This is a genomic window from Streptomyces sp. NPDC043176 (assembly GCF_056436715.1).
The window spans coordinates 162,161-183,466 of record NZ_JBWKCA010000003.1 but is presented as its reverse complement, the minus strand read 5'-3'; the positions used below and the strand labels follow the sequence as shown (position 1 = coordinate 183,466).

Here is a 21,306-nt window from a genome sequence, read left to right as displayed (position 1 = left end):
GCCTTCCTCACTTGACGCTGCCGGCGGTGAGGCCGGCCTTCCAGTGGCGCTGGAGGGAGACGAAGGCGACGACGAGGGGGACGACGGCGAGGAGGGACCCGGTGACGACGAGGGGGTAGAAGTCGGGTTCGGCGTGGGCGTTGCTGTTCCACGCGTACAGGCCGAGGCTCAGCGGGTAGAGCTTCTGGTCGGACAGCATCACCAGGGGGAGGAAGAAGTTGTTCCAGACGGCGGTGAACTGGAAGAGGAAGACGGTCACGAAGCCGGGCATGACCATGCGCAGTCCGATGGACCAGAAGACGCGGAGTTCGCCGGCGCCGTCGATACGGGCTGCCTCCAGGGCCTCGTCGGGGATGTAGCCGGCGCAGAAGACCCGGGAGAGGTAGACGCCGAAGGGGTTGACGAGGACGGGGATCAGGACGGCCCAGTAGGTGTTGACGACGCCGACCTCGCTGGCGAGGAGGTACATCGGCAGGGCGAGCGCGGTGGTGGGGACGAGCACGCCGAGGAGGACGAGGCCGAACAGCGTCTCCTTGCCCCGGAAGTCGTAGACGTGGAAGGCGTATCCGGCGGCGACGCTGACCAGGGAGCAGGCGAGGGCGCCGAGGCCCGCGTAGAGCAGGCTGTTGGCGTACCAGTGGAAGTAGACGCCGTCGTTGTACGCGGCGAGCCGGCTGAGGTTGCCGCCGAGGTCGAAGCCCTCGAAGGAGAAGGCGTTTCCGGCGAGGAGGCCGCCGGCGTCCTTGGTGGCGGCGGTGAGCAGCCACACGAGGGGGAAGAGCATGTAGACGACGGCGAGGAGGAGGGCTCCGTTGACGGCCGCCGTGGACAGCCAGACGTTCGCGGTGCGGGGCTTGCTCATGCCGTCTGCTCCTTCCGGGCCGTGCCCGCCTCGCGTGCGGCGCGTGCCGTGCCCGCCTCGCGGGCCGTTCCGGCCCTGCGGCGGCCGGTCAGGCGGGTGACCGCGAAGGACAGGAGCGCGGCGGTCAGGGCGAGGAGTACGGAGGCCGCGGCCGCGAGCCCGTAGTCGTTGCGGTCGAAGGCCGCGGTGTAGGCGTACATGTTCGGCGTCCAGGTGGAGGTGACGGCGGAGCCGGTGCCCTTGTTGAGGATCAGCGGTTCGGTGAAGAGCTGGAGCGAGCCGATGATCGTGAAGAGGCCGACCATCGCGAGGGAGGCCTTGACGAGGGGGATCTTTACGGCGAAGGCGATCCGCCAGGCTCCGGCGCCGTCGACGGTGGCCGCTTCGAGGACGGACCGGTCGATGGCCTGGAGGGCCGCGTAGAAGATGACCATGTTGTAGCCGAGCCATTCCCACAGGGCGATGTTGACGACGGAGGGCAGGGTGCCCGCGGGGGAGAAGAAGTCGAAGCCGACGCCGCCGGCCTCCATGGCCTGGACGACCGGGCTGAGCTGGGGCGTGTAGAGGTAGACCCAGATCAGGGCGGCGATGATGCCGGGGACGGCGTGCGGCAGGAACAGCGCGAGCTGGAAGAAGCGGCGGGCGCGGGCGAGCGCCGAGTCGAGCAGGAGGGCGAGGCCGAGGGCTCCGGCGAGCAGCAGCGGGATGTAGAGCAGGCAGTATCCGAGCAGGACGCCGAAGCCCTCGCGGAAGGCCCGGTCACCCAGCGCCGCGGTGTAGTTGCCGAGGCCGGTGAAGACGGTCTCGGAGCCGCCGAAGCCCAGTCCGGACTGCTTCTCGGTGAAGAGGCTGAGCCAGACCGCGTATCCGATCGGCACCACCATCACCGCGGTGAACAGGAGGAAGAAGGGGGTCAGCAGGATCGCCGCGGCGCGGGTTCGGGCCTTCATGCGGTCAGCCCTCGACCTTCAGGCCGCGCTTGGTGAGTTCGGCGACGGTGGCCTCGTGGCCGGCCTTGACGGCGTCGGCGATGCCGGGGCCGCCCTGGGTGATCTTGCCGAACCGGTCCTTGATCGTGGTGTTGGTGGTGCCGGTGGTGGGGCCCCAGGACCAGTGGGGGTTGATGGAGGCGCCGGCGGCCTCGAAGAGGGCGTAGATGTCCTGGCCGTCGTAGTAGCCGGCGTCGAAGGCCTTCTTCGCGACCGGGCGCAGGGCCGTGGCGGCGGGGAAGGCAGAGGACGTGCCCGAGGCGATGCGCGCCTTCACGCCCTCCTCGGTGGTGGACATCCACTCGGCGAAGGCGACGGCCGCGGCCTTCTTGCCGCTGTCCTTGGTGACGGCGAAGGAGGTGCCGCCGAGCATGCCGCTGGCGGGCTTGCCGTCCCAGGTGGGGATGGGGGCGACGGCCCACTTGCCGCTCAGCTCGGGCACGTTGCCCTTGAGGACGCCGGCTCCCCAGGAGGCGCCGAGGTAGCCGACGGTGGTGCCGTTCTTGAGGGAGCCGACCCATTCGGGGCTGAAGGAGGCGTCCTTGTGGACGAGGTCGGCGTCGAGGAGGCCCTGCCAGTAGGAGGTGACCTTGGTGGTGGCCGGGTCGGCGGTGTCGATCTTCCAGGTGTCGTTCTCGGCCTTGAACCACTGGGCGCCGGCCTGCCAGGCCATGGCCTCGAAGGTGGTCGGGTCGTCGGGGAAGAAGGTGGCGATGCGGGCCTTGGCGTCGGCCTTCTTGATCTGCGCGGCGGCCTTCTCGAACGCGTCCCAGGTGGTGGGGACCGCCACCTTGTACCGGGCGAAGAGGTCCTTGCGGTAGAAGAAGGCCTGCGGGGCGGCGTCGAAGGGGACGGCCCAGGACTTGCCGCCGAGGGTGGTGAGTTCGACGGACTGGGGGAGGAGCTTGGCGCGGTCGGCCTCGGTGAACTGGTCGCCGATGTCCTGGAGGGCGCCGGAGCTCACGAACTCGGGGAGCGAGGAGTACTCGATGGAGACGAGGTCGGGGGCGTTGCCCGCCTTCACGGCGTTGGAGATCTTGGCGTAGCCGCCGGCGGTGCCGGAGGGGATCTCCTCGAACTTCACCTGGATGTCGGTGTGGGAGGCGTTGAAGGCGTCCACGACGTCCTTGGAGCCCTTGGCCCAGCCCCAGAAGGTGATGGTCACGGGCCCGGACGCCTTGCTCGCGGTGTCGTCACCGCCGCCGCCGCAGGCCGTGAGGACGGCGAGGGCGGTGGCGGTGCCGACTATGACACGGGACGTTCTGCTCCGACTACGGGTCACGGCTCGACTCCTGGGGGCGGCGCGGCTGGGAGGTTGTGGCCGTGATCCTGTGACCGTTCATGACCGAAGTCAAGAGCGAAAGATTGATTGATCGAAAAAAGATCAGATCGATCGCGCGCGGTTGCCCTCGCCGGGGGCCCGGCCCTGTCCGGCGCCCGCGCGCCGGAGTGCGGCCCGCCCGTCCTCGCGCCCGCGGGCGCGGCCCGCTCCTCCTCGCGCCGCCGCCCGGGCGTGCCGCCCCGTCAGTCGCCGCGCGGGCAGGGTTCCCTCCTCGCGCCGCCGCCCGGGCGTGCCGCCCCGTCAGTCGCCGCGCGCCCCGCACGAGGCCCGTACCCGCAGCCTCGGCAGCAGGCTCAGATGGCGCCGGGCCGCGTCCTCGTCGGGACTCTCGGTGAGCCGCTCGACCAGCAGTTCCGTGGCGTGCCGCCCCACCTGCCGCTTCGGCGGCGCCACCGCCGTCAGCGGGGTGTCGGCGAGGGCCGCGACCTCGTCGTCGTACGCGATCAGGGCCAGGTCCTGGGGCACCCGTACGCCCAGCTCGGCGAGGCGCTGCACGATCTCGATCGCGTCCACGTCGTTGTGGACCAGGGCCGCGCCCGCGAGACCCGACCGGACGGCCTCGTGCAGGGCCCGCACCGCGCGCTCGAAGCCCTCCGGGTCGGCCTCGGCCGGCACGGAGTCGATGACCGGGCGCGGTTCCTCCAGGCCGAGCGTCCGCAGCGCCTCGGCGTACCCGGCGCGCACCGCGAGCGCGGTGGGGGAGTCCCGCCGGGCCACCAGCAGCGGCGTCGGGTGACCGAGGGAGAGCAGGTGGCGCAGGGCGAGCAGGACGCCGTGGCCGTGGTCGGAGACGACCCGGTCGAGGCCGTCGAGGGGGCTGCCGGGATCGGCCCTGCGCTCCAGGAGCACCGCCGGTACGGGGAGTTCCGCCAGCCAGTCCCCGTACGCGAGCCGGTCCTCGGGGCCCCGCCAGCCGGGCGCCACGAGCACGCCCTCGGCGCCGGCGGCGAGCAGCCCCTCGGTGCGGGCGCGGTCCTCCTCGGGCCGGTAGTCCGAGATGCGCAGCACGAGGCGGGCGCCGACGCGTGCCGCCGCCTCGTGAGCGCCGCGGATGACCTCGGCGAAGTAGTACGTGGCGGAGGGGGCGAGCAGGCCGAGGACCAGGCCCTCGCCCGACCGCCCGGCGCCCGGCGCGCTCTGCCCCCGCGGCCAGGACACCTGGCCGTGCACCCGGTCGAGCAGCCCCTGCCCGGCCAGCGTCTCGACGTCCCGGCGTGCGGTGACGGGGGAGACCCCGAGGCGCTCGGCCAGTTCGGAGACGCGGGCGGTGCCGCGCTCGCGCACCAGGGCCAGCAGTCGGTCGTGTCGTTCGGCAGCACTCTCGCGCACGGCGCAGTTCCCCCTCGCGGTGGTGGTGGTTCCCCGACCCTAGCCCAGAAATGATCGAACGACGGGAGTTTCGATCATTCGCTCCGACGCTCTTGACGTTCGATCGGAGACTGTCCAGGATTCCCGGCGACGCACGTCAGCGCAGGGAGTCCAGGGAGCATCATGCCCACGCCGCCCGAGAACCGTGAGCTCAGCCCGTACACCGGCTGGACCCGTGCCCACTGGGAGGCCGCCGCCGACCGGCTCCTCCTCGCCGTCCGCCCCCACGCGTCGCCGGGCGGCGCGCTGATCGACCTCCCCGGGCCCCGCCCCAGCTGGTCCGGCGCCCGCTCCGACGGCCTCGAGGGCTGGGCCCGCACCTTCCTCCTCGCCGCCCTCCGCACCGCGGGCGCCCGCGGTGCGGACCCGCACGGCCATCTCGACCGGTACGCCGAAGGGCTCGCGGCCGGAACCGCGACACCGGGACACGCCGACCGGGACTCCTGGCCGCCGATGGCCGACACCCGCCAGGCGATCGTCGAATCCGCCTCGATCGCCCTCGGCCTCCGCCTCACCCGTCCCTGGCTCTGGGATCGCCTCGACGACCGCACCCGGCAGCGGGTCGCCGCATGGCTCCTGCCCGCCCTCGGCCCGTCCCCCGTCGACAACAACTGGTGGCTCTTCGGCCTCACCGTCGCCGGCTTCCTCCAGGACGCCGGCATCGAGACCGACCGCGCCGCCGCCACGATCGACCGCTCCCTCGCCCGCGTCGAGGACTGGTACCTCGGCGACGGCTGGTACAGCGACGGCGACAACCGCGCCCTCGACCACTACAACGCCTGGGCCCTGCACTTCTACCCCGTCCTGCACGCCCACCTCGCCGGCGACCCGAAGCTCCTCGACCACTACGGGCCCCGCCTCCGCGCCCACCTCGACGACTACGTCCACCTCTTCGACGCGAACGGCGCCCCCCTCCCGTACGGGCGTTCCCTGATCTACCGCTTCGCCGCGGCCGCCGCCCCCTGGCTCGGCGCCCTCACCGGGCACACCCCGCTCACCCCCGGCGCCACCCGCCGCCTCGCCTCCGGAACCCTGCGGTACTTCCTCGACCGCGGCGCCACCGACGAGGACGGGCTCCTCACCCTCGGCTGGCACGGCCCGTACCCGCCCCTCGTCCAGGACTACTCGGGCCCCGGCTCCCCCTACTGGGCGTCCAAGGGCTTCCTCGGTCTCCTCCTGCCCGCCGGCCACCCGGCCTGGACCGACCCCGAGGAACCCCTGCCCGCCGAGCGCGCCGACACCGTCCGCCCCGTCGCCCCGGCCGGACTGCTCCTCCAGACCACCGCCGCGGACGGGCTCGTGCGCCTCCACAACCACGGCACCAACCACGTGCACAGCGCAGAAGGGGACGAGGACGACCCCGGGTACGCCCGTCACGCCTACGCCACCCGTACCGGCCCCACCACCGCGCCCGACCCCGCGGACAACCACTTCGCCCTGATCACCGACGGGCGGGCCACCCGGCGCGGCCCCGCCACCCCGGCCGGCACCGGCCCCGGCTGGGCCGCCTCGCTCCACCACCCGCTGCCCGGCGTCCGGGTCCACTCGGCCACCCTCGCCCACGGCCGCGCCGAGGTCCGCGCCCACCTCGTCCTCGGCGCCCCGGAAGGGACCCCCGTACGCCAGACGGGCTGGGCCACGCACGCCGAGGGCCCCGCGTCCCAGCTCCACCCGGTCCACGGCTACGGCCCCGAGGTCGCCGAGCTCCCCACGGGGGCCACCCTCCAGGGGCCGGGCCCCACCCGCACCCCCGCCCTGCACGGGGTCACGCGCGGCCCCGAGAGCCTGTTCGTCGCCCTCGCCTCCCTCACCGGCGAGCCCGCCCCCGCCCCCGTCTCCGACCTCGCCGGCGTCCGGGTCGAGGGCCGCGTCCTGCACGTGACCTGGCAGGACGGCACGGCCACGCGCCTCCCGCTGGAGTGGGCCTACTTCGGCCCGTACTTGCGGCCGGCCCTGGACGAGACCCCGCCGAGCAGGCCGCGGGGGGCCAGCTTCACCACACCCATCAGCGCCTTGTAACGGGGATCGGGGATCGACAGGGTCTTCCCCCGCGCCAGGTCCGAAAGCGACGCCGACACCAGCTTGTCCGCGTCGAGCCACATCCAGCCCGGGATGTTGTCCGTCCCCATGCCCGCCCGCTCGTGGAACTCGGTGCGGACGAACCCGGGGCAGAGCGCCATGAGCCGTACGCCGCTGCCCGCGAGGTCCCGCGCCGCGCCCTGGGTGAACTGCACGACCCACGCCTTCGAGGCGCCGTACGTGCCGCGGGGCACGAAGGCCGCCACCGAGGCCACGTTCACGACGGCACCCCGGCCCCGCTCCTTCATCGAGGCGGCGGCGGCCGAGGTCAGCCGCAGCACCGCCTCGCAGTGCACCGTGAGCATCTTCAGCTCGTCGGCCATGGAGACCTCGAGGAAACGGCCCTTGTTGCCGAAACCGGCGTTGTTCACGAGCACGTCCACCGGCCGCTTCGGGTCCGAGAGACGGGCCTCGACGGCGGCGATGCCCTTCTCCTCGGAGAGGTCCGCGGCGAGCACCTCGGCCTCGACGCCGTGCCGGTCGTGCAGCTCGGTGGCCTGCTCCCGGAGCCGCTTCATGTCCCTCGCCACCAGCACGACGTCGTGGCCGTCCGCCGCGAGTCTCCGTGCGAAGGCGGCCCCGATGCCCGCGGTGGCGCCTGTGATCAGTGCAGTCGTCATACGGGCACGGTAGTGCCCCGCCGCGCGGCTACGGGGCGGCGTCCGCCCGGCCCCGCCCGGCGCCGTACTTGTCCGCGTACTGGCGTGCCAGCGCGAGCAGTCCCGACTCCATCCACTCCGCGGCCACCAACGTCTCGGGCAGCAGGGCGCGTTCGGCGGTCGCGGCGCGGTGCAGGAGCGCGACGGTGACGTGGTGGTCCGGACGGCGCACGACCGTGATCGGGTCGCCGGCCCTGATCTCGCCGGGCTCGACCACCCGCAGCAGCGCACCGGGGCCGGCCGTCGACCCCGTGAAGCGCCTGACCCACCCCTTCTCCTCCAGGAAGCCCGCGAAGGTACGGCACGGGATGCGGCCGCCGGTGACCTCCAGGACCACCTCGTCGCCGATCCGCCACCGCTCGCCGATCAGGGCCCCGTTCACGTCGAGGCCGAGGGTCGTGAGGTTCTCTCCGAAGGAGCCGTTGGCCAGGTCGCGGCCGAGTTCCGCCTCCCACCGGTCCAGGTCCTCGCGGGCGAAGGCGTACGCGGCCCGGTCGTTCCCGCCGTGGAACCGCAGGTCGCAGACGGTGTCCCCGGCGAGGCCGCTGGTGCCCTCACCGGGCGGCCCGGGGGCGGCGATCCGTACGGGTCCGTCGACGGGGCGCTTGTCGATGCCCGTCATCCCCGACGCGGAGTCGGTGTACTCCACCGCCTTGGCACGGCCCACGTTCACACTCAGCAAGGTCATGGGGGCACTTTAAGGGCATCCATCCCAAAGTCGTCAGTGAATATTCTCCGCTGAATCCAAGATTCGCTTATGCTTGAGCGCATGATCGAGGCACGCCACCTCCGCGTCCTGCGCGCCGTCGCCGCCACCGGCTCCTTCTCCGCCGCCGCGCGCGAACTCGGCTGCACCCAGCCCGCCGTCAGTCAGCAGATGAAGGCGCTCGAAGCCTCCGCCGGCACCCCGCTGCTGATCCGTACGGGCCGCGAGATGCGCCTCACCCAGGCCGGCGAGGTCCTGGTGCGCCATGCCTCCGGCATCCTGGCCGGGCTCACCGCCGCCGAGGAGGAGGTCGCCGCGATCGCCGGACTCCGGGCCGGCCGCGTCCGCCTGGTCTCCTTCCCCAGCGGCAGCTCCACCCTCGTCCCCACCGCGCTGGCCGCGCTGCGGGCCGCGCACCCCGGCACCCGGGTCTCCCTCGTCGAGGCGGAACCGCCGCGCTCGATCGAGATGCTCCGCGAGGGCGACTGCGACGTGGCCCTCGCCTTCCGGTACGGGGCCGGGCAGGCCGAGTGGGACGACCTCGTCGTCCGGCCGCTGCTCGCCGACCGCCTCGTGGGCCTGGTGCCCGAGGGGCACCGGCTCGCCGGGGCCGACGCGGTCGGCATCGCGGAACTCTCCGGCGAGTCCTGGATCGCGGGCTGCCCGCGCTGCCGCCGCCAGCTCGTCGACGTCTGCGAGGAGGCGGGCTTCACCCCCCGCATCGACTTCGCCACCGACGACTACCCGGCCGTGGTCGGCCTGGTCGGCGCGGGCCTCGGCGTGGCCGTCCTGCCGGAGCTCGCCATCGAGTCCGTACGGCCCAAGGGCGCGCGCACCGTCACCGTGCAGCCAGCCATCGAGCGGGAGATCGTGGCCCTGACCCTCCCCGACCTCGCCCAGGTCCCGGCCGTCGCCGCCACGCTCGACGAACTCACCCGCGCCGCGACACGCGCCTGAACGGGCGCCCGGCCGCGTCGGCGGGGCGTTCCTCCGGGGCGTGCGGCCGGTACGGCGGACGCCTGTCGGGGCGTGGCAGGCCCGGTCCGGTCCGCACACGCGCACGGGGGTGCCGCCCGACGCGCGCGTGTGCGCGGCTCCGGCCTAGTTGAAGAAACGTTCCTTCACGTACGCTCCACGATCGGCCGGCCCGAGGCCGCCGCCGATGTCGTCATGGATGTCATGGGAGTCATGGACGCCGTTCCGGCGGTCGACGCGGTCGCCGGTGCCGCCGAGATCAGGCGGTTCCGGGCGCGTCCCATGAGCTCTTCGCGTTCGTCCTCGGTGAGGCCGCCCCATACGCCGTAGGGCTCCCGCACGGCGAGTGCGTGTGCCGCGCACTCCGCGCGTACCGGGCACCGCATGCAGACCTCTTTCGCCGAGTTCTCACGCGCACTCCGTGCCGCGCCGCGCTCTCCCTCGGGGTGGAAGAACAGGGAGCTGTCGACTCCGCGGCAGGCCGCGAGCAGTTGCCAGTCCCACAGATCGGCGTTGGGTCCGGGAAGGCGGGAGAAATCTGCCATTGCGCTTGTCCCCTTGAAACCGTGTCGAACGGATAGGTGGGCGGGTGGATGGCTGATCCGCGGGGCTCCTCCGGGTCCCCGTGAGTCCGAGTCGTACACCTACTGTCGAAGTAGATGTAAATATGACTCATTGCGAATCTAGCCACAGACACTACGAAAAGGGAAGAAAAGCCGCTAAATGGGGCATAGCTTTCGATGAAGGGGCGGATCGCCCCCGATGCTCTCCTCCGTGTGCGGCCCCTCACGTAGAGTGCCGAAGGCTGCCGTCCGACCCGTAACTCTTTCGAGTGACCGTCGTTGAGAGTGCGGAGGCGGTTGAAGGAAGAAGCGATCGGGCAGGTGTCCGAGAGCGTCAATCGCACAGGTGACGATTACGTACAGCCCTGGAGGCTCAAGGTGACGCGCAACAGCTGCGAGAGCCGCGGAGGTCAGGCATGACATCCGTCCTCGTCTGCGACGACTCCCCGCTTGCCCGAGAGGCGCTCCGCCGGGCGGTCGCGACCGTGCCCGGCGTCGAGCGCGTGACCACCGCGGCCAACGGCGAGGAAGTCCTCCGCCGCTGGGGCGCGGACCGCTCGGACCTGATTCTGATGGACGTACGCATGCCCGGTCTGGGCGGCGTGGAGACCGTACGCCGGCTGCTCTCCGCGGACCCCGGCGCCCGCATCATCATGCTCACGGTCGCCGAGGACCTCGACGGCGTCGCCCTCGCGGTCGCCGCGGGCGCCCGTGGCTACCTGCACAAGGACGCCTCGCGCGCCGAACTGCGGGCCACGGTCACCCAGGCGCTCGCCGACCCGACCTGGCGGCTGGCCCCGCGCCGGCTCCGTTCGGCCGAGATGGGCGCCGCGCCCACCCTCACCGCGCGCGAGATCCAGGTCCTCGAGGGCATGAGCCACGGCCGGTCCAACGCGGAGATCGGGCGCGAGCTCTTCCTCTCCGAGGACACGGTCAAGACGCACGCCCGGCGCCTCTTCAAGAAGCTGGGCGCCTCGGACCGGGCGCATGCCGTCGCGCTCGGATTCCGCTGGGGCCTGGTCCGCTGAATCGCAGGTCACCTGCCATGTCCCCGTCCGAGCCCGCGTCCGTCGCGGGGCGGACGGGGCCGGCTTGTGTCACTTCCCCGCCGGATGACGCATCCTTGAGATGTGGAGTTCCTCGGGGACGATTCGGTCGAGCGGGAGGGGAGGGCGCGGGAGATGAGTTCCGGCGCACCTGCTCATAACGCTTCGGTGCACAACTACGGACGCGGTGCCGCGAACGAAGAAGCGTCGGGGCACCATGGAGCGATGCGCGACGACGAGACCGTGAGGTCCCCCATGCCTGCCGGGCAGGGGGAGATCGGCGCGCTCGTCGGTCGCGCGGTCGACGGCGACGCCCAGGCGACGCACGACCTGCTCGCCCGCGTGCATCCGCTCGCCCTGCGGTACTGCCGCACCCGCCTCAACCGGCTGCCCGGCGACGCCCGGCACTTCGTCGAGGACCTGGCCCAGGAGGTCTGCGTCGCCGTCCTGATGGCGCTGCCGCGCTACAAGGACACGGGCAGGCCCTTCGAGGCCTTCGTCTTCGCCATCGCCGGACACAAGGTCGCCGACCTCCAGCGGGCCGCCATGCGGCACCCCGGATCCACGGCCGTGCCCTCCGACGAGATGCCCGAGCGGCCCGACGACTCCCTCGGCCCCGAGGAGCGCGCGCTGCTCAGCGACGACGCCGAGTGGGCCAAGAAGCTCCTCGCCAACCTTCCCGAGAACCAGCGCGAACTGCTGGTGCTCCGGGTCGCGGTCGGGCTGACCGCGGAGGAGACCGGGCAGATGCTCGGCATGTCCCCCGGCGCCGTCCGGGTCGCCCAGCACCGCGCGCTCAGCAGGCTCCGCGCGCTGGCCGAGCAGTAAGTGTTGCCGGGGCTCCCCGTCCCTTTCGTACACGTGCGAACGTCCAAAGCTTTCCGCCGATCTTGATCGTGGAATGAGACACGGGTTTAGCCCGTTAGCATGGACATCCCGCACCGATCAAGGCCATTTGGGAAGGTGTCATGACTGCCAACGTCGACGGAGTGCCCGAGAAATTCGCGACACTCGGGCTGACCTACGACGACGTGCTGCTGCTGCCGGGCGCATCCGAGGTGCTCCCCAACGCGGTCGACACCTCGTCCCGCATCTCGCGCAACGTCCGCGTCAACATCCCGCTGCTCTCGGCGGCGATGGACAAGGTCACCGAGTCCCGCATGGCGATCGCCATGGCCCGACTGGGCGGCGTCGGCGTGCTGCACCGCAACCTCTCCGTCGAGGACCAGGTCAACCAGGTCGACCTCGTCAAGCGGTCCGAGTCCGGCATGGTCACCGACCCCATCACGGTGCACCCCGAGGCGACGCTCGCCGAGGCGGACGCGCTGTGCGCCAAGTTCCGCATCAGCGGCGTCCCGGTCACCAACCCGGACGGCAAGCTGCTCGGCATCGTGACCAACCGCGACATGGCCTTCGAGAGCGACCGCAGCCGTCAGGTCCGCGAGGTCATGACGCCGATGCCGCTGGTCACCGGCAAGGTCGGCATCTCCGGCGTCGACGCCATGGAGCTGCTCCGCCGCCACAAGATCGAGAAGCTGCCGCTGGTCGACGACGAGGGCGTCCTCAAGGGCCTCATCACCGTCAAGGACTTCGTCAAGGCGGAGAAGTACCCGAACGCCGCGAAGGACGCCGAGGGCCGCCTGCTCGTCGGTGCCGCCGTCGGCGCCAGCCCCGAGGCCCTGGAGCGCGCCCAGGCGCTCGCCGCCGTCGGTGTGGACTTCCTGATCGTGGACACCTCGCACGGTCACAACAGCAACGCGCTGAGCTGGATGTCGAAGATCAAGTCGAGCGTGAACGTCGACGTGATCGGCGGCAACGTCGCCACGCGCGACGGCGCCCAGGCGATGATCGACGCCGGCGTCGACGGCATCAAGGTCGGCGTGGGCCCCGGCTCGATCTGCACCACCCGCGTGGTCGCCGGCATCGGCGTCCCGCAGGTCACCGCCATCTACGAGGCCTCCCTCGCGGCCCGCGCCGCCGGCGTCCCGCTGATCGGCGACGGCGGCCTGCAGTACTCCGGCGACATCGGCAAGGCACTGGCCGCCGGCGCCGACACGGTGATGCTCGGCAGCCTCCTCGCGGGCTGCGAGGAGTCGCCCGGCGAGCTGCTCTTCATCAACGGCAAGCAGTTCAAGTCGTACCGCGGCATGGGCTCGCTCGGCGCCATGCAGTCCCGCGGCCAGGGCAGGTCGTACTCGAAGGACCGCTACTTCCAGGCCGAGGTCACCTCCGACGACAAGCTCGTTCCCGAGGGCATCGAGGGCCAGGTGCCCTACCGCGGCCCGCTGGCCAACGTGCTGCACCAGCTCGTCGGCGGCCTGCGCCAGACCATGGGCTACGTCGGTGCCGCCACCGTGGCGGAGATGGAGTCCAAGGGCCGGTTCGTCCGGATCACCTCGGCGGGCCTCAAGGAGAGCCACCCGCACGACATCCAGATGACGGTCGAGGCACCGAACTACAGCAGGAAGTAACACAGCGCGACGCGTGGGGGCGGTTCCGGCATGTGGCCGGAGCCGCCCCTCACGCTTGCGTCGGGGATACTGGTAGGCGCAGACGTAGAGGGAAAGGCCACACATCGTGACTGAGATCGAGATCGGGCGCGGCAAGCGCGGCCGCAGGGCGTACGCGTTCGACGACATCGCCGTCGTCCCGAGCCGGCGTACCCGGGACCCGAAGGAGGTCTCGATCGCCTGGCAGATCGACGCCTACCGCTTCGAGCTGCCGTTCCTGGCCGCCCCGATGGACTCGGTCGTGTCTCCGCAGACCGCCATCCGGATCGGCGAGCTGGGCGGCCTCGGCGTCCTGAACCTGGAGGGTCTCTGGACCCGGTACGAGGACCCGCAGCCGCTCCTCGACGAGATCGCCGAGCTGGACGAGGCGACCGCGACCCGCCGTCTGCAGGAGATCTACGCCGCCCCGATCAAGGAAGAGCTGATCGGGCAGCGCATCAAGGAGGTGCGCGACTCCGGTGTCGTCACCGCCGCCGCGCTCTCCCCGCAGCGCACCGCGCAGTTCTCCAAGGCCGTCGTCGACGCCGGCGTGGACATCTTCGTCATCCGCGGCACGACGGTCTCCGCCGAGCACGTCTCCGGCGCCTCCGAGCCGCTGAACCTCAAGCAGTTCATCTACGAGCTCGACGTCCCGGTCATCGTCGGCGGCTGCGCCACGTACACCGCGGCCCTGCACCTGATGCGCACCGGCGCGGCGGGTGTCCTCGTCGGCTTCGGCGGCGGCGCCGCGCACACCACCCGCAACGTCCTCGGCATCCAGGTCCCGATGGCGACCGCGGTCGCCGACGTGGCCGCGGCCCGCCGCGACTACATGGACGAGTCCGGCGGCCGGTACGTGCACGTCATCGCCGACGGCGGTGTCGGCTGGTCCGGCGACCTCCCCAAGGCCATCGCCTGCGGCGCCGACTCGGTCATGATCGGCTCCCCGCTGGCCCGTGCCACGGACGCGCCCGGCAAGGGCCACCACTGGGGCATGGAGGCCGTCCACGAGGACGTGCCGCGCGGCAAGCTCGTCGACCTCGGCATCGTCGGCACCACCGAGGAGATCCTCGCGGGCCCGTCGCACATCCCCGACGGCTCCATGAACTTCTTCGGCGCCCTCCGCCGTGCCATGGCCACCACCGGCTACAGCGAACTCAAGGAGTTCCAGCGCGTCGAGGTCACCGTCGCCGACGCCCAGCACAAGCGCTGACACCCGTCCCGTACGCCGAAGGGGCCCCGCACCGGATGGTGCGGGGCCCCTTCGGCGTAGGCCGGGATCAGGCGGAGAGCTTCTTGGTGATGACGAATCCCTCGTAGCCGGCGATGGCGAAGAACAGCAGGTCCATCGCGCCGAGCTCTTCCTTCCACGCCGTGAGCAGGTCCGAGAAGTGCGAGGTGAGGATCTCGGTGACGGGCAGGGACTGCCCGCCCAGTTCGGCCCACCAGCTGGCCATCAGGGCGTAGCCGAAGAGCTGGCCCGCGAAGACGCCGAACAGGGCGATCGGCACACCCGCGAACGGCAGGACCGGATGGGCGCCGCCCACCTTGCCGAGGGCGAAGCCGACCAGCGCGCCGACGCCGAGCGCGAGGATGCCGAGCTGCGTGTAGCTGCCGTCCTCCTTGGCCATGGCGCGCATGATGCCGCCGAGGACGAGCGCGCCGACGACCGCGCCGCCGACACCGGCCAGCAGGCCGAGGGCCAGGTTGGCGCGGGCGGGCGCGGGTGCCGGCGCCATCGGGTACGGCTGCGGGGCGGCCCCGTCGGCGAACGGGTTGCCGGGCGGCGGAACGGGCTGAGACATGAGGTGATCCCCCCAGGGAACGGTGAAGTGCGGTCGGTCGTGAACGGCGTCAGCCGAGGAGTGCCGCGATCAGCGGCGCGAGGACCATCCCGAAGCCGAGCAGGGCCAGCAACCCGCCGACGACGCGGAAGCCGGTGGCGGTGAGGAGCCGGTCGTGCGGGCCCAGACGTCCCGCGGCCTGGGCGCGCAGGTCGAGGTTGCGCAGGTGCCAGCGCTCCAGCCGGGTGGCGGAGTTCCTCACGTCGAGCGCGACCCACAGGCCGAAGGCCCCTCCCGTCAGGAAGAACACCAGGAACAGCAGGATGACGAAGAACACGGAGGGCCCCCGGGACGGTGCGCGCGGGAACGGTGCGCGCGGTGGTCCCGGAGGCTAGCAGCCGCATGTGACACGGGCATGGGAATTTCCGGCCGGAGCCGTCCTCAGAGCCGGTGGGCCGCTCCGGCCGGGGTGGCGCCTCGGGTGTCGAGGAGGAGTTGGGCTTTGACGGAGAGGCCCTGGAGGTCGTAGGTGCGGTGGTGCTGGAGAAGGATCGTCAGATCGGCGTCGGCGGCGGCCTCGTAGAGGGAGTCGGCGCGGGGGACGGGGAGCTCGCGGACGCGCCAGTCGGGGACGTGGGGGTCGTGGTAGCTGACGGCCGCGCCGAGGTCCATGAGCCGGCGGGCGATCTCGTCGGCGGGGGAGCCCTGCCGGTCGGGGAGGTCGGGCTTGTACGTGATGCCCAGGAGGAGGACCCGGGCGCCGCGGGCCGACTTGCCGTGCTCGTTGAGGAGGGTGGCGGCGCGCCGGACGACGTACCGCGGCATGCGTTCGTTGACCTGGCCGGCGAGTTCGACGAGGCGCAGCGGGCGGTGCGCGCCGACGGTGTCGACGGGGACGCCGTGGCCGCCGACGCCGGGGCCGGGGCGGAAGGCCTGGAAGCCGAACGGCTTGGTCTCGGCGCAGCGGATGACGTCCCACAGGTCGACGCCGAGCTCGTTGCAGAGGACCGCCATCTCGTTGACGAGGGCGATGTTGACGTGCCGGAAGTTGGTCTCCAGGAGCTTGACCGTCTCCGCCTCGCGGGGGCCACGCGCGCGTACCACCTTGTCGGTGAGCCGGCCGTAGAACGTGGCCGCGGACTCGGTGCAGGCCGGGGTGAGGCCGCCGATGACCTTCGGGGTGCCGGCGAAGCCGTGGGTGCGGCTGCCCGGGTCGAGGCGGCCGGGCGAGTACGCGAGGTGGAAGTCGCGGCCGGCCCGGAGGCCCGAGCCGGTCTCGAGGACGTCGCGCAGGACGCCCTCGGTGGTGCCCGGCGGGACGGGGGACTCCAGGAGGACGGTGGTGTGGGGGCGCAGCCGGGCCGCGAGCGCGCGGGCCGCTTCGGTGACGGCGGTGAGGTCGAGGGTGCGGTCGGGGCCGAGGGGTGTCGGGGCGCAGAGGACGGCGGTGCGGACCCGGCCGAGTTCGGCGGGGTTCGTGGTCGGCCGGAAGCCCCTGGAGAGCATGCGGCGGATCTCGGGTGCGGTGAGGGAGCCGTCGACCGGGGAGCGGCCGGCGGCGAGCTCGGCGGCGGGGCGGGGGTCGGTGTCGTAGCCGATGGTGGCGATGCCGGCGGCGGTGGCGGCCTGGGCGAGGGGGAGTCCGTGGTGGCCGAGGCCGATGACGGCGAGATCAGCGGGCATGGGGGTGGACCGTCCTTCCCTGTAGCCGGAGGGGACGCGAGGCGCAAGCCCGGTGGACAGAACGGGTCCGGCGCGATGTCAGACTAGGCGTAAATATGACCGATATGCGGCATTGTCCGCTTCGAGGTCGCCGAGTGTTATCCACAGGTCGGCGGCGAGGCGGTGGCTGAAGTCGCCGGACCGGGACAGAATCAAGTCTGTGAGCCGGGCCACACGGGCCCGGTTCGTGCGGTGCCCACCGCTCGCGCGGAGCGAGCTCGTGCCGGATCGAGCTCGTACGGAGCGAGCCTGTGCCGGATCGGGCTCCTGCGGATCGAGCTCGTGCGGAACAGCCGGAGGGCGACGGGAGGCAGCAGCCGTGAGGACAGCGACACTGGGACCCGCCGAGCGCGTCGAGGCGCTCGCGGCCATGGCCGAGCGCGAGCTCGACGTACTGGTGGTCGGCGCCGGAGTCGTCGGCGCCGGGACCGCCCTCGACGCCGTCACGAGAGGGCTCTCCACCGGCATCGTCGAGGCCCGCGACTGGGCCTCCGGCACCTCGAGCCGGTCCAGCAAGCTCATCCACGGCGGCCTGCGCTACCTGGAGATGCTGGACTTCGCGCTGGTGCGGGAGGCGCTCAAGGAGCGCGGACTCCTCCTGGAGCGGCTCGCACCCCACCTGGTGAAGCCCGTCCCCTTCCTCTACCCGCTCCAGCACAAGGGCTGGGAGCGGTTCTACGCCGGCTCGGGAGTCGCGCTGTACGACGCGATGTCCCTCTCCTCCGGCCACGGCCGGGGCCTCCCCGCCCACCGGCACCTCTCCCGCCTGGGCGCCCTGCGGGTCGCGCCCTGCCTGCGCAAGGACGCTCTCGTCGGCGCCCTCCAGTACTACGACGCCCAGATGGACGACGCCCGCTTCGTCACCACCCTCGTCCGCACCGCCGCCTCCTACGGCGCCCATGCCGCCAGCCGCGCCCGCGTCGTCGGCTTCCTGCGGGAGGGCGAGCGGGTCGTCGGCGCACGCGTCCAGGACGTCGAGGCCGGGGCCGCGTACGAGATCCGGGCGAAGCAGATCGTCAACGCCACCGGGGTGTGGACGGACGACACCCAGGCCCTCATCGGCGAGCGCGGCCAGTTCCACGTCCGCGCGTCCAAGGGCATCCACCTGGTCGTGCCCAAGGACCGCATCCACTCGACCACCGGACTCATCCTGCGCACCGAGAAGTCCGTGCTGTTCGTGATCCCCTGGGGACGCCACTGGATCGTCGGCACCACCGACACCGACTGGGACCTCGACAAGGCGCACCCCGCCGCGTCCAGCGCCGACATCGACTACCTCCTGGAGCACGTGAACACCGTGCTCGCCACCCCGCTCACCCGCGACGACGTCCAGGGCGTCTACGCCGGACTGCGCCCCCTGCTCGCCGGCGAGTCGGACGCCACGAGCAAGCTCTCCCGCGAGCACACCGTCGCCCATACGGTCCCCGGCCTCGTCGTGGTCGCCGGCGGCAAGTACACGACGTACCGGGTCATGGCGAAGGACGCGGTGGACGCGGCCGTGCACGGCCTCGACCAGCGCGTCGCCCCCTGCGTCACCGAGGACACCCCGCTCCTCGGCGCCGAGGGCTACCGGGCCCTGTGGAACGCGCGGGCCAGGATCGCCGCCCGGACCGGACTGCACGCCGTCCGGATCGAGCATCTCCTCAACCGCTACGGCTCCCTGACGCAGGAGATCCTCGACCTCGTCGCCGAGGACCCCCGCCTCGGCGAGCCGCTCGCCGCGGCCGACGACTACCTGCGCGCCGAGATCGTCTACGCCGCCTCGCACGAAGGGGCCCGCCACCTCGACGACGTCCTCACCCGGCGGACCAGGATCTCCATCGAGACCTTCGACCGCGGCACCCTCAGCGCCCGCGAGTGCGCGGAACTGATGGCGCCGGTCCTCGGCTGGGACGCCACCCAGATCGAGAAGGAGGTGGAGCACTACGAGAAGAGGGTGGAGGCGGAGCGCGAGTCGCAGCGCCAGCCCGACGACCTGACGGCCGACGCGGCACGGCTGGGCGCACCGGACATCGTGCCGATCTGACGCCCGCGGGGCGGCGAGGGGACCGGACCGAGGTCCACGGGGTGCCGACGGGGGCCGATCTGACAGTACGTCCGGGTCGTCCCGACTCCGGCGGGAACCTCAGGGGCGTGGAACGCGTCGTCATCCCGGAGTACGGACCCGGGGGCGCCCCCCGTCCCGAGGTGAGGGACAATGGGCTCTCTTCCAGGCGGGGTTACCGCATCACGCGGGAAGCGGCAGACGCGGCGAAGATCAGGGATCGCAGAGGGGACGCATGTCGGAGGCGGAGCAGTCGCGGGACACGGCGAAGGACCCCGGGCGGGACGCCGCCGCGGGGGCCGCGACCGACGGCGACCGAGGAGCGGTCCCGGCCGCGCGTGAACCGGGTCGGAACGAGCGGGAAGCGCAGGTCGGAGGGCCTGCGCGGGAGCCCGAGGACGCGCGTCCCCAGCAGGACGCGCAGCGTGTCGAGGACGCCCGCGACGGCGCCGGGGCCGTCGGGGACGGCGTCCCGGACCGCGTCGAGGACCGTCCCCGGGGCGGCGCCGCGGGTGGCGCGGCCGCCGCCGGGCGGCTGCGGGGTACCGAACCGTCGACCGGACGGGCCGGGTTCGGCGCCGGCGACGGCGACGGCGAGAGCGGCCGGCCGGCCGCCACCGCGCGGACGTCCGGGAGCGACAGGCTGCGCAAGGCCCCGGTGGGCGAGGGGCGGCTCCTCGCGGGCCGGTACCGGCTCGGCGTGGTCCTCGGGCGCGGCGGCATGGGCACCGTGTGGCGCGCGGTCGACGAGACCCTCGGCCGCACCGTCGCCGTGAAGGAGCTCCGCTTCCCCACCAGCATCGACGACGACGAGAAGCGACGCCTCATCACCCGGACCCTCCGCGAGGCGAAGGCCATCGCGCGGATCCGCAACAACGGCGCCGTGACCGTGTACGACGTCGTCGACGAGGACGACCGTCCGTGGATCGTCATGGAACTCATCGAGGGCAAGTCCCTCGCGGACGCCGTGCGCGAGGACGGCACGCTCACGCCCCGGCGCGCCGCCGAGGTCGGCCTCGCCATCCTCGACGTGCTGCGTTCGGCGCACCGCGAGGGCATCCTGCACCGCGACGTGAAGCCGTCCAACGTGCTGATCGCCGAGGACGGCCGGGTCGTCCTCACCGACTTCGGCATCGCGCAGGTCGAGGGCGACCCCTCGATCACGTCCACCGGCATGCTCGTCGGCGCCCCCTCGTACATCTCCCCGGAGCGGGCCCGCGGCCACAAGCCCGGCCCCGCCGCCGACATGTGGTCGCTGGGCGGACTCATCTACGCGGCCGTCGAGGGCAGCCCGCCGTACGACAAGGGTTCCGCCATCGCCACCCTCACGGCGGTGATGACCGAGCCGGTCGACCCGCCGAAGAACGCGGGACCCGAGCTGGAGCAGGTCATCTACGGCCTGCTCGCCAAGGACCCGGCCCAGCGGCTTGACGACGCCCGCGCGCGGGTCCTGCTGCGGGCCGTGCTCGACGCGCCCGAGCCGGCGCCCGCGGTCTCGCCCGAGGTCACCACGGTCGTACCGCTGCCGCCCCGCCCCGAGCAGGCTCCGGTGACACCGCCGGTCGTGTCGGCGGCCGACCGGACCCCGGGCGTCGACGCCGCGGCCGACCGGGTGCGCGGCGCCCTGAAGTCCGTACGCAACGCCGCCGCGTCGGTATCGGCGTCGGGGAAGGCCGGGCCGATCCAGGGCGGCGCGAAGCCGGCACGGGCCCGCGCGCCGCTCACCGACGTCGTCCCGCGCCGCACACTGGTGATCATCGCGGCGGTGGCCGTGCTCGCCATGCTCGGGACGATCCTGGCGGTCTCCCTCGGCGGGGGCGGCGACGAGAAGGACCAGGGCAAGGGGAGCGGCGGGACCACGGCGTCCGCCGGCGCCTCGGCCGGCGGCGACGCCTCCGGCGGCTCCGAGGGCACCGACGGCGGCACGGGCCAGTCGTCGGGCGGCCCGGGCCAGCAGGGCGGCGTGCAGCCGGGCGACACCACCTCCACCGGCGCGAACGGCACGACGGGCTCCACGAACGGGTCGAACGGCGGCGGCACCACGCCCTCCGCCAAGCCCGGCGGCGGTGGTGCGCAGCTGCCCGCCGGCTACGCCGTCGTCACCAACGCCCGGTTCCACTTCTCCATGGCGATGCCCGCGTCCTTCCGGCTCAGCTCGATAGCGGGATACGACTCCGGCGGCATCTTCAGCGAGAACGGCGGCTTCCCGCGCGTCCAGGTCGACTTCAACGACAGTCCGAAGGACGACGCGGCCGCCGCGTGGGCCGCGGCCATGACCGGCGTCGCCGCCACCAGCAACGGCTACAAGCACATCGGCATCCGCACGGTCTCGTACAAGGGCTACCCGACCGTCGCCGACTGGGAGTTCGAGCGCACGCAGAAGGGCGTGCGCGTCCACGTCCTCAACCGCGGCTTCAAGGTGGACGCCAAGCACGGCTACTCCATCATGGTCACCTGCAAGGCGGACGAGTGGAACGGCGCGGAGTGCCGGACGCTGCGGGAGACGGCGTTCGCCACGTTCACGCCCAAGGACTGACCGGGGCCACGTATCGTGAGAGTTCGTGGACGGTACGCAGCCGAACAGAGCCGTTAACTGCACGGTGCCGGACCGGAATTGACGGACTCGCGTGATCCCGCCCGATCCCGAGGGATCCGCGGGCCCACGGGGGACAGCGTGC

At 72.6% G+C, this 21,306-nt stretch carries 18 protein-coding genes; 8 read left to right on the top strand and 10 right to left on the bottom strand.

What is annotated here, in order from left to right:
• Positions 1–7 precede the first annotated feature (7 nt).
• The 4 genes from AC067A_RS05750 to AC067A_RS05735 all read right to left on the bottom strand — a co-directional run bounded on the left by AC067A_RS05750 (position 8) and on the right by AC067A_RS05735 (position 4,522).
• Entirely contained in the window at positions 8–862 is an 855-nt protein-coding gene (locus AC067A_RS05750) for a carbohydrate ABC transporter permease (protein ID WP_478615034.1), read from the bottom strand.
• A complete protein-coding gene (locus AC067A_RS05745; RefSeq protein WP_478615031.1) occupies positions 859–1,812 on the bottom strand; it encodes a carbohydrate ABC transporter permease in 954 nt (317 codons plus the stop codon). Before AC067A_RS05745 ends, AC067A_RS05750 begins: the two co-directional genes overlap by 4 nt.
• A 4-nt stretch (positions 1,813–1,816) precedes the next feature.
• Entirely contained in the window at positions 1,817–3,133 is a 1,317-nt protein-coding gene (locus AC067A_RS05740; RefSeq protein ID WP_478615029.1) for an ABC transporter substrate-binding protein, read from the bottom strand.
• Positions 3,134–3,433: 300 nt separating this feature from the next.
• Positions 3,434–4,522 (bottom strand): LacI family DNA-binding transcriptional regulator, encoded by a 1,089-nt coding sequence (locus AC067A_RS05735; protein WP_478615026.1) that lies wholly within the window; start codon positions 4,520–4,522, stop codon positions 3,434–3,436.
• A gap of 162 nt (positions 4,523–4,684) precedes the next feature.
• On the opposite strand from AC067A_RS05735, the gene AC067A_RS05730 reads away from it, so the two are divergent.
• Positions 4,685–6,580: a DUF2264 domain-containing protein gene (locus AC067A_RS05730; RefSeq protein ID WP_478615023.1), complete on the top strand. Its 1,896-nt coding sequence runs from the start codon at positions 4,685–4,687 to the stop codon at positions 6,578–6,580.
• Here the strand turns inward: AC067A_RS05730 and AC067A_RS05725 are convergent.
• The gene (locus tag AC067A_RS05725) at positions 6,487–7,260 is read right to left on the bottom strand and encodes an SDR family NAD(P)-dependent oxidoreductase (protein WP_478615020.1); all 774 of its coding nucleotides are present in this window, start codon (positions 7,258–7,260) and stop codon (positions 6,487–6,489) included. The genes AC067A_RS05730 and AC067A_RS05725 overlap by 94 nt on opposite strands.
• Before the next feature lie 28 nt (positions 7,261–7,288).
• Positions 7,289–7,987, bottom strand: coding sequence for an MOSC domain-containing protein (locus AC067A_RS05720; RefSeq protein ID WP_478615017.1), 699 nt, complete (start codon positions 7,985–7,987; stop codon positions 7,289–7,291).
• Positions 7,988–8,068: 81 nt separating this feature from the next.
• Between AC067A_RS05720 and AC067A_RS05715 the strand changes: the two genes are divergently transcribed.
• Complete coding sequence (locus AC067A_RS05715) at positions 8,069–8,962, top strand: LysR family transcriptional regulator (protein ID WP_478615015.1); 894 nt, start codon at positions 8,069–8,071, stop codon at positions 8,960–8,962.
• Between the two features lie 164 nt (positions 8,963–9,126).
• Here AC067A_RS05715 and AC067A_RS05710 read toward each other — a convergent pair whose 3' ends face one another.
• Positions 9,127–9,525, bottom strand: coding sequence for a WhiB family transcriptional regulator (locus AC067A_RS05710; protein ID WP_478615012.1), 399 nt, complete (start codon positions 9,523–9,525; stop codon positions 9,127–9,129).
• A gap of 434 nt (positions 9,526–9,959) precedes the next feature.
• Between AC067A_RS05710 and AC067A_RS05705 the strand changes: the two genes are divergently transcribed.
• The 4 genes from AC067A_RS05705 to AC067A_RS05690 all read left to right on the top strand — a co-directional run bounded on the left by AC067A_RS05705 (position 9,960) and on the right by AC067A_RS05690 (position 14,291).
• Positions 9,960–10,571, top strand: a complete 612-nt coding sequence (locus tag AC067A_RS05705) for a response regulator transcription factor (protein WP_003948568.1) — start codon at positions 9,960–9,962, stop codon at positions 10,569–10,571.
• A 243-nt stretch (positions 10,572–10,814) separates the two neighbouring features.
• Positions 10,815–11,417 carry a sigma-70 family RNA polymerase sigma factor gene (locus tag AC067A_RS05700; RefSeq protein ID WP_026058283.1) on the top strand — a complete coding sequence of 201 codons (603 nt, stop codon included), beginning with the start codon at positions 10,815–10,817 and terminating at the stop codon, positions 11,415–11,417.
• A gap of 140 nt (positions 11,418–11,557) precedes the next feature.
• Positions 11,558–13,060, top strand: coding sequence for an IMP dehydrogenase (gene guaB / locus AC067A_RS05695; protein WP_478615009.1), 1,503 nt, complete (start codon positions 11,558–11,560; stop codon positions 13,058–13,060).
• A gap of 106 nt (positions 13,061–13,166) precedes the next feature.
• Positions 13,167–14,291 carry a GuaB3 family IMP dehydrogenase-related protein gene (locus tag AC067A_RS05690; RefSeq protein WP_478615007.1) on the top strand — a complete coding sequence of 375 codons (1,125 nt, stop codon included), beginning with the start codon at positions 13,167–13,169 and terminating at the stop codon, positions 14,289–14,291.
• 67 nt (positions 14,292–14,358) lie between these two features.
• Here the strand turns inward: AC067A_RS05690 and AC067A_RS05685 are convergent, their stop codons facing one another.
• The 3 genes from AC067A_RS05685 to AC067A_RS05675 all read right to left on the bottom strand — a co-directional run bounded on the left by AC067A_RS05685 (position 14,359) and on the right by AC067A_RS05675 (position 16,545).
• A complete protein-coding gene (locus tag AC067A_RS05685) occupies positions 14,359–14,883 on the bottom strand; it encodes a hypothetical protein (protein WP_478615005.1) in 525 nt (174 codons plus the stop codon).
• A gap of 49 nt (positions 14,884–14,932) precedes the next feature.
• A complete protein-coding gene (locus tag AC067A_RS05680; protein ID WP_478615003.1) occupies positions 14,933–15,199 on the bottom strand; it encodes a hypothetical protein in 267 nt (88 codons plus the stop codon).
• Between the two features lie 104 nt (positions 15,200–15,303).
• Positions 15,304–16,545, bottom strand: coding sequence for a nucleotide sugar dehydrogenase (locus AC067A_RS05675; RefSeq protein WP_478615001.1), 1,242 nt, complete (start codon positions 16,543–16,545; stop codon positions 15,304–15,306).
• Between the two features lie 358 nt (positions 16,546–16,903).
• Here AC067A_RS05675 and AC067A_RS05670 point away from each other — a divergent pair, with 358 nt between their 5' ends.
• Both AC067A_RS05670 and AC067A_RS05665 read left to right on the top strand, forming a co-directional pair.
• Positions 16,904–18,610, top strand: a complete 1,707-nt coding sequence (locus tag AC067A_RS05670) for a glycerol-3-phosphate dehydrogenase/oxidase (RefSeq protein ID WP_478614999.1) — start codon at positions 16,904–16,906, stop codon at positions 18,608–18,610.
• Between the two features lie 253 nt (positions 18,611–18,863).
• On the top strand, positions 18,864–21,164 hold the full coding sequence (locus AC067A_RS05665; RefSeq protein ID WP_478614996.1) for a serine/threonine-protein kinase: 2,301 nt from the start codon (positions 18,864–18,866) through the stop codon (positions 21,162–21,164).
• Positions 21,165–21,306: the final 142 nt, after the last annotated feature.

What these genes read in the sequence shown, in the direction of transcription:
- AC067A_RS05715 (WP_478615015.1), top strand. Translation starts at nt 8,069, where the DNA reads ATGATCGAGGCACGCCACCTCCGCGTCCTGCGCGCCGTCGCCGCCACC.
- AC067A_RS05685 (WP_478615005.1), bottom strand. Translation starts at nt 14,883, where the DNA reads ATGTCTCAGCCCGTTCCGCCGCCCGGCAACCCGTTCGCCGACGGGGCC.
- AC067A_RS05745 (WP_478615031.1), bottom strand. Translation starts at nt 1,812, where the DNA reads ATGAAGGCCCGAACCCGCGCCGCGGCGATCCTGCTGACCCCCTTCTTC.
- guaB (WP_478615009.1), top strand. Translation starts at nt 11,558, where the DNA reads ATGACTGCCAACGTCGACGGAGTGCCCGAGAAATTCGCGACACTCGGG.
- AC067A_RS05710 (WP_478615012.1), bottom strand. Translation starts at nt 9,525, where the DNA reads ATGGCAGATTTCTCCCGCCTTCCCGGACCCAACGCCGATCTGTGGGAC.
- AC067A_RS05675 (WP_478615001.1), bottom strand. Translation starts at nt 16,545, where the DNA reads ATGCCCGCTGATCTCGCCGTCATCGGCCTCGGCCACCACGGACTCCCC.
- AC067A_RS05705 (WP_003948568.1), top strand. Translation starts at nt 9,960, where the DNA reads ATGACATCCGTCCTCGTCTGCGACGACTCCCCGCTTGCCCGAGAGGCG.
- AC067A_RS05665 (WP_478614996.1), top strand. Translation starts at nt 18,864, where the DNA reads ATGTCGGAGGCGGAGCAGTCGCGGGACACGGCGAAGGACCCCGGGCGG.
- AC067A_RS05700 (WP_026058283.1), top strand. Translation starts at nt 10,815, where the DNA reads ATGCGCGACGACGAGACCGTGAGGTCCCCCATGCCTGCCGGGCAGGGG.
- AC067A_RS05720 (WP_478615017.1), bottom strand. Translation starts at nt 7,987, where the DNA reads ATGACCTTGCTGAGTGTGAACGTGGGCCGTGCCAAGGCGGTGGAGTAC.
- AC067A_RS05725 (WP_478615020.1), bottom strand. Translation starts at nt 7,260, where the DNA reads ATGACGACTGCACTGATCACAGGCGCCACCGCGGGCATCGGGGCCGCC.
- AC067A_RS05730 (WP_478615023.1), top strand. Translation starts at nt 4,685, where the DNA reads ATGCCCACGCCGCCCGAGAACCGTGAGCTCAGCCCGTACACCGGCTGG.
- AC067A_RS05750 (WP_478615034.1), bottom strand. Translation starts at nt 862, where the DNA reads ATGAGCAAGCCCCGCACCGCGAACGTCTGGCTGTCCACGGCGGCCGTC.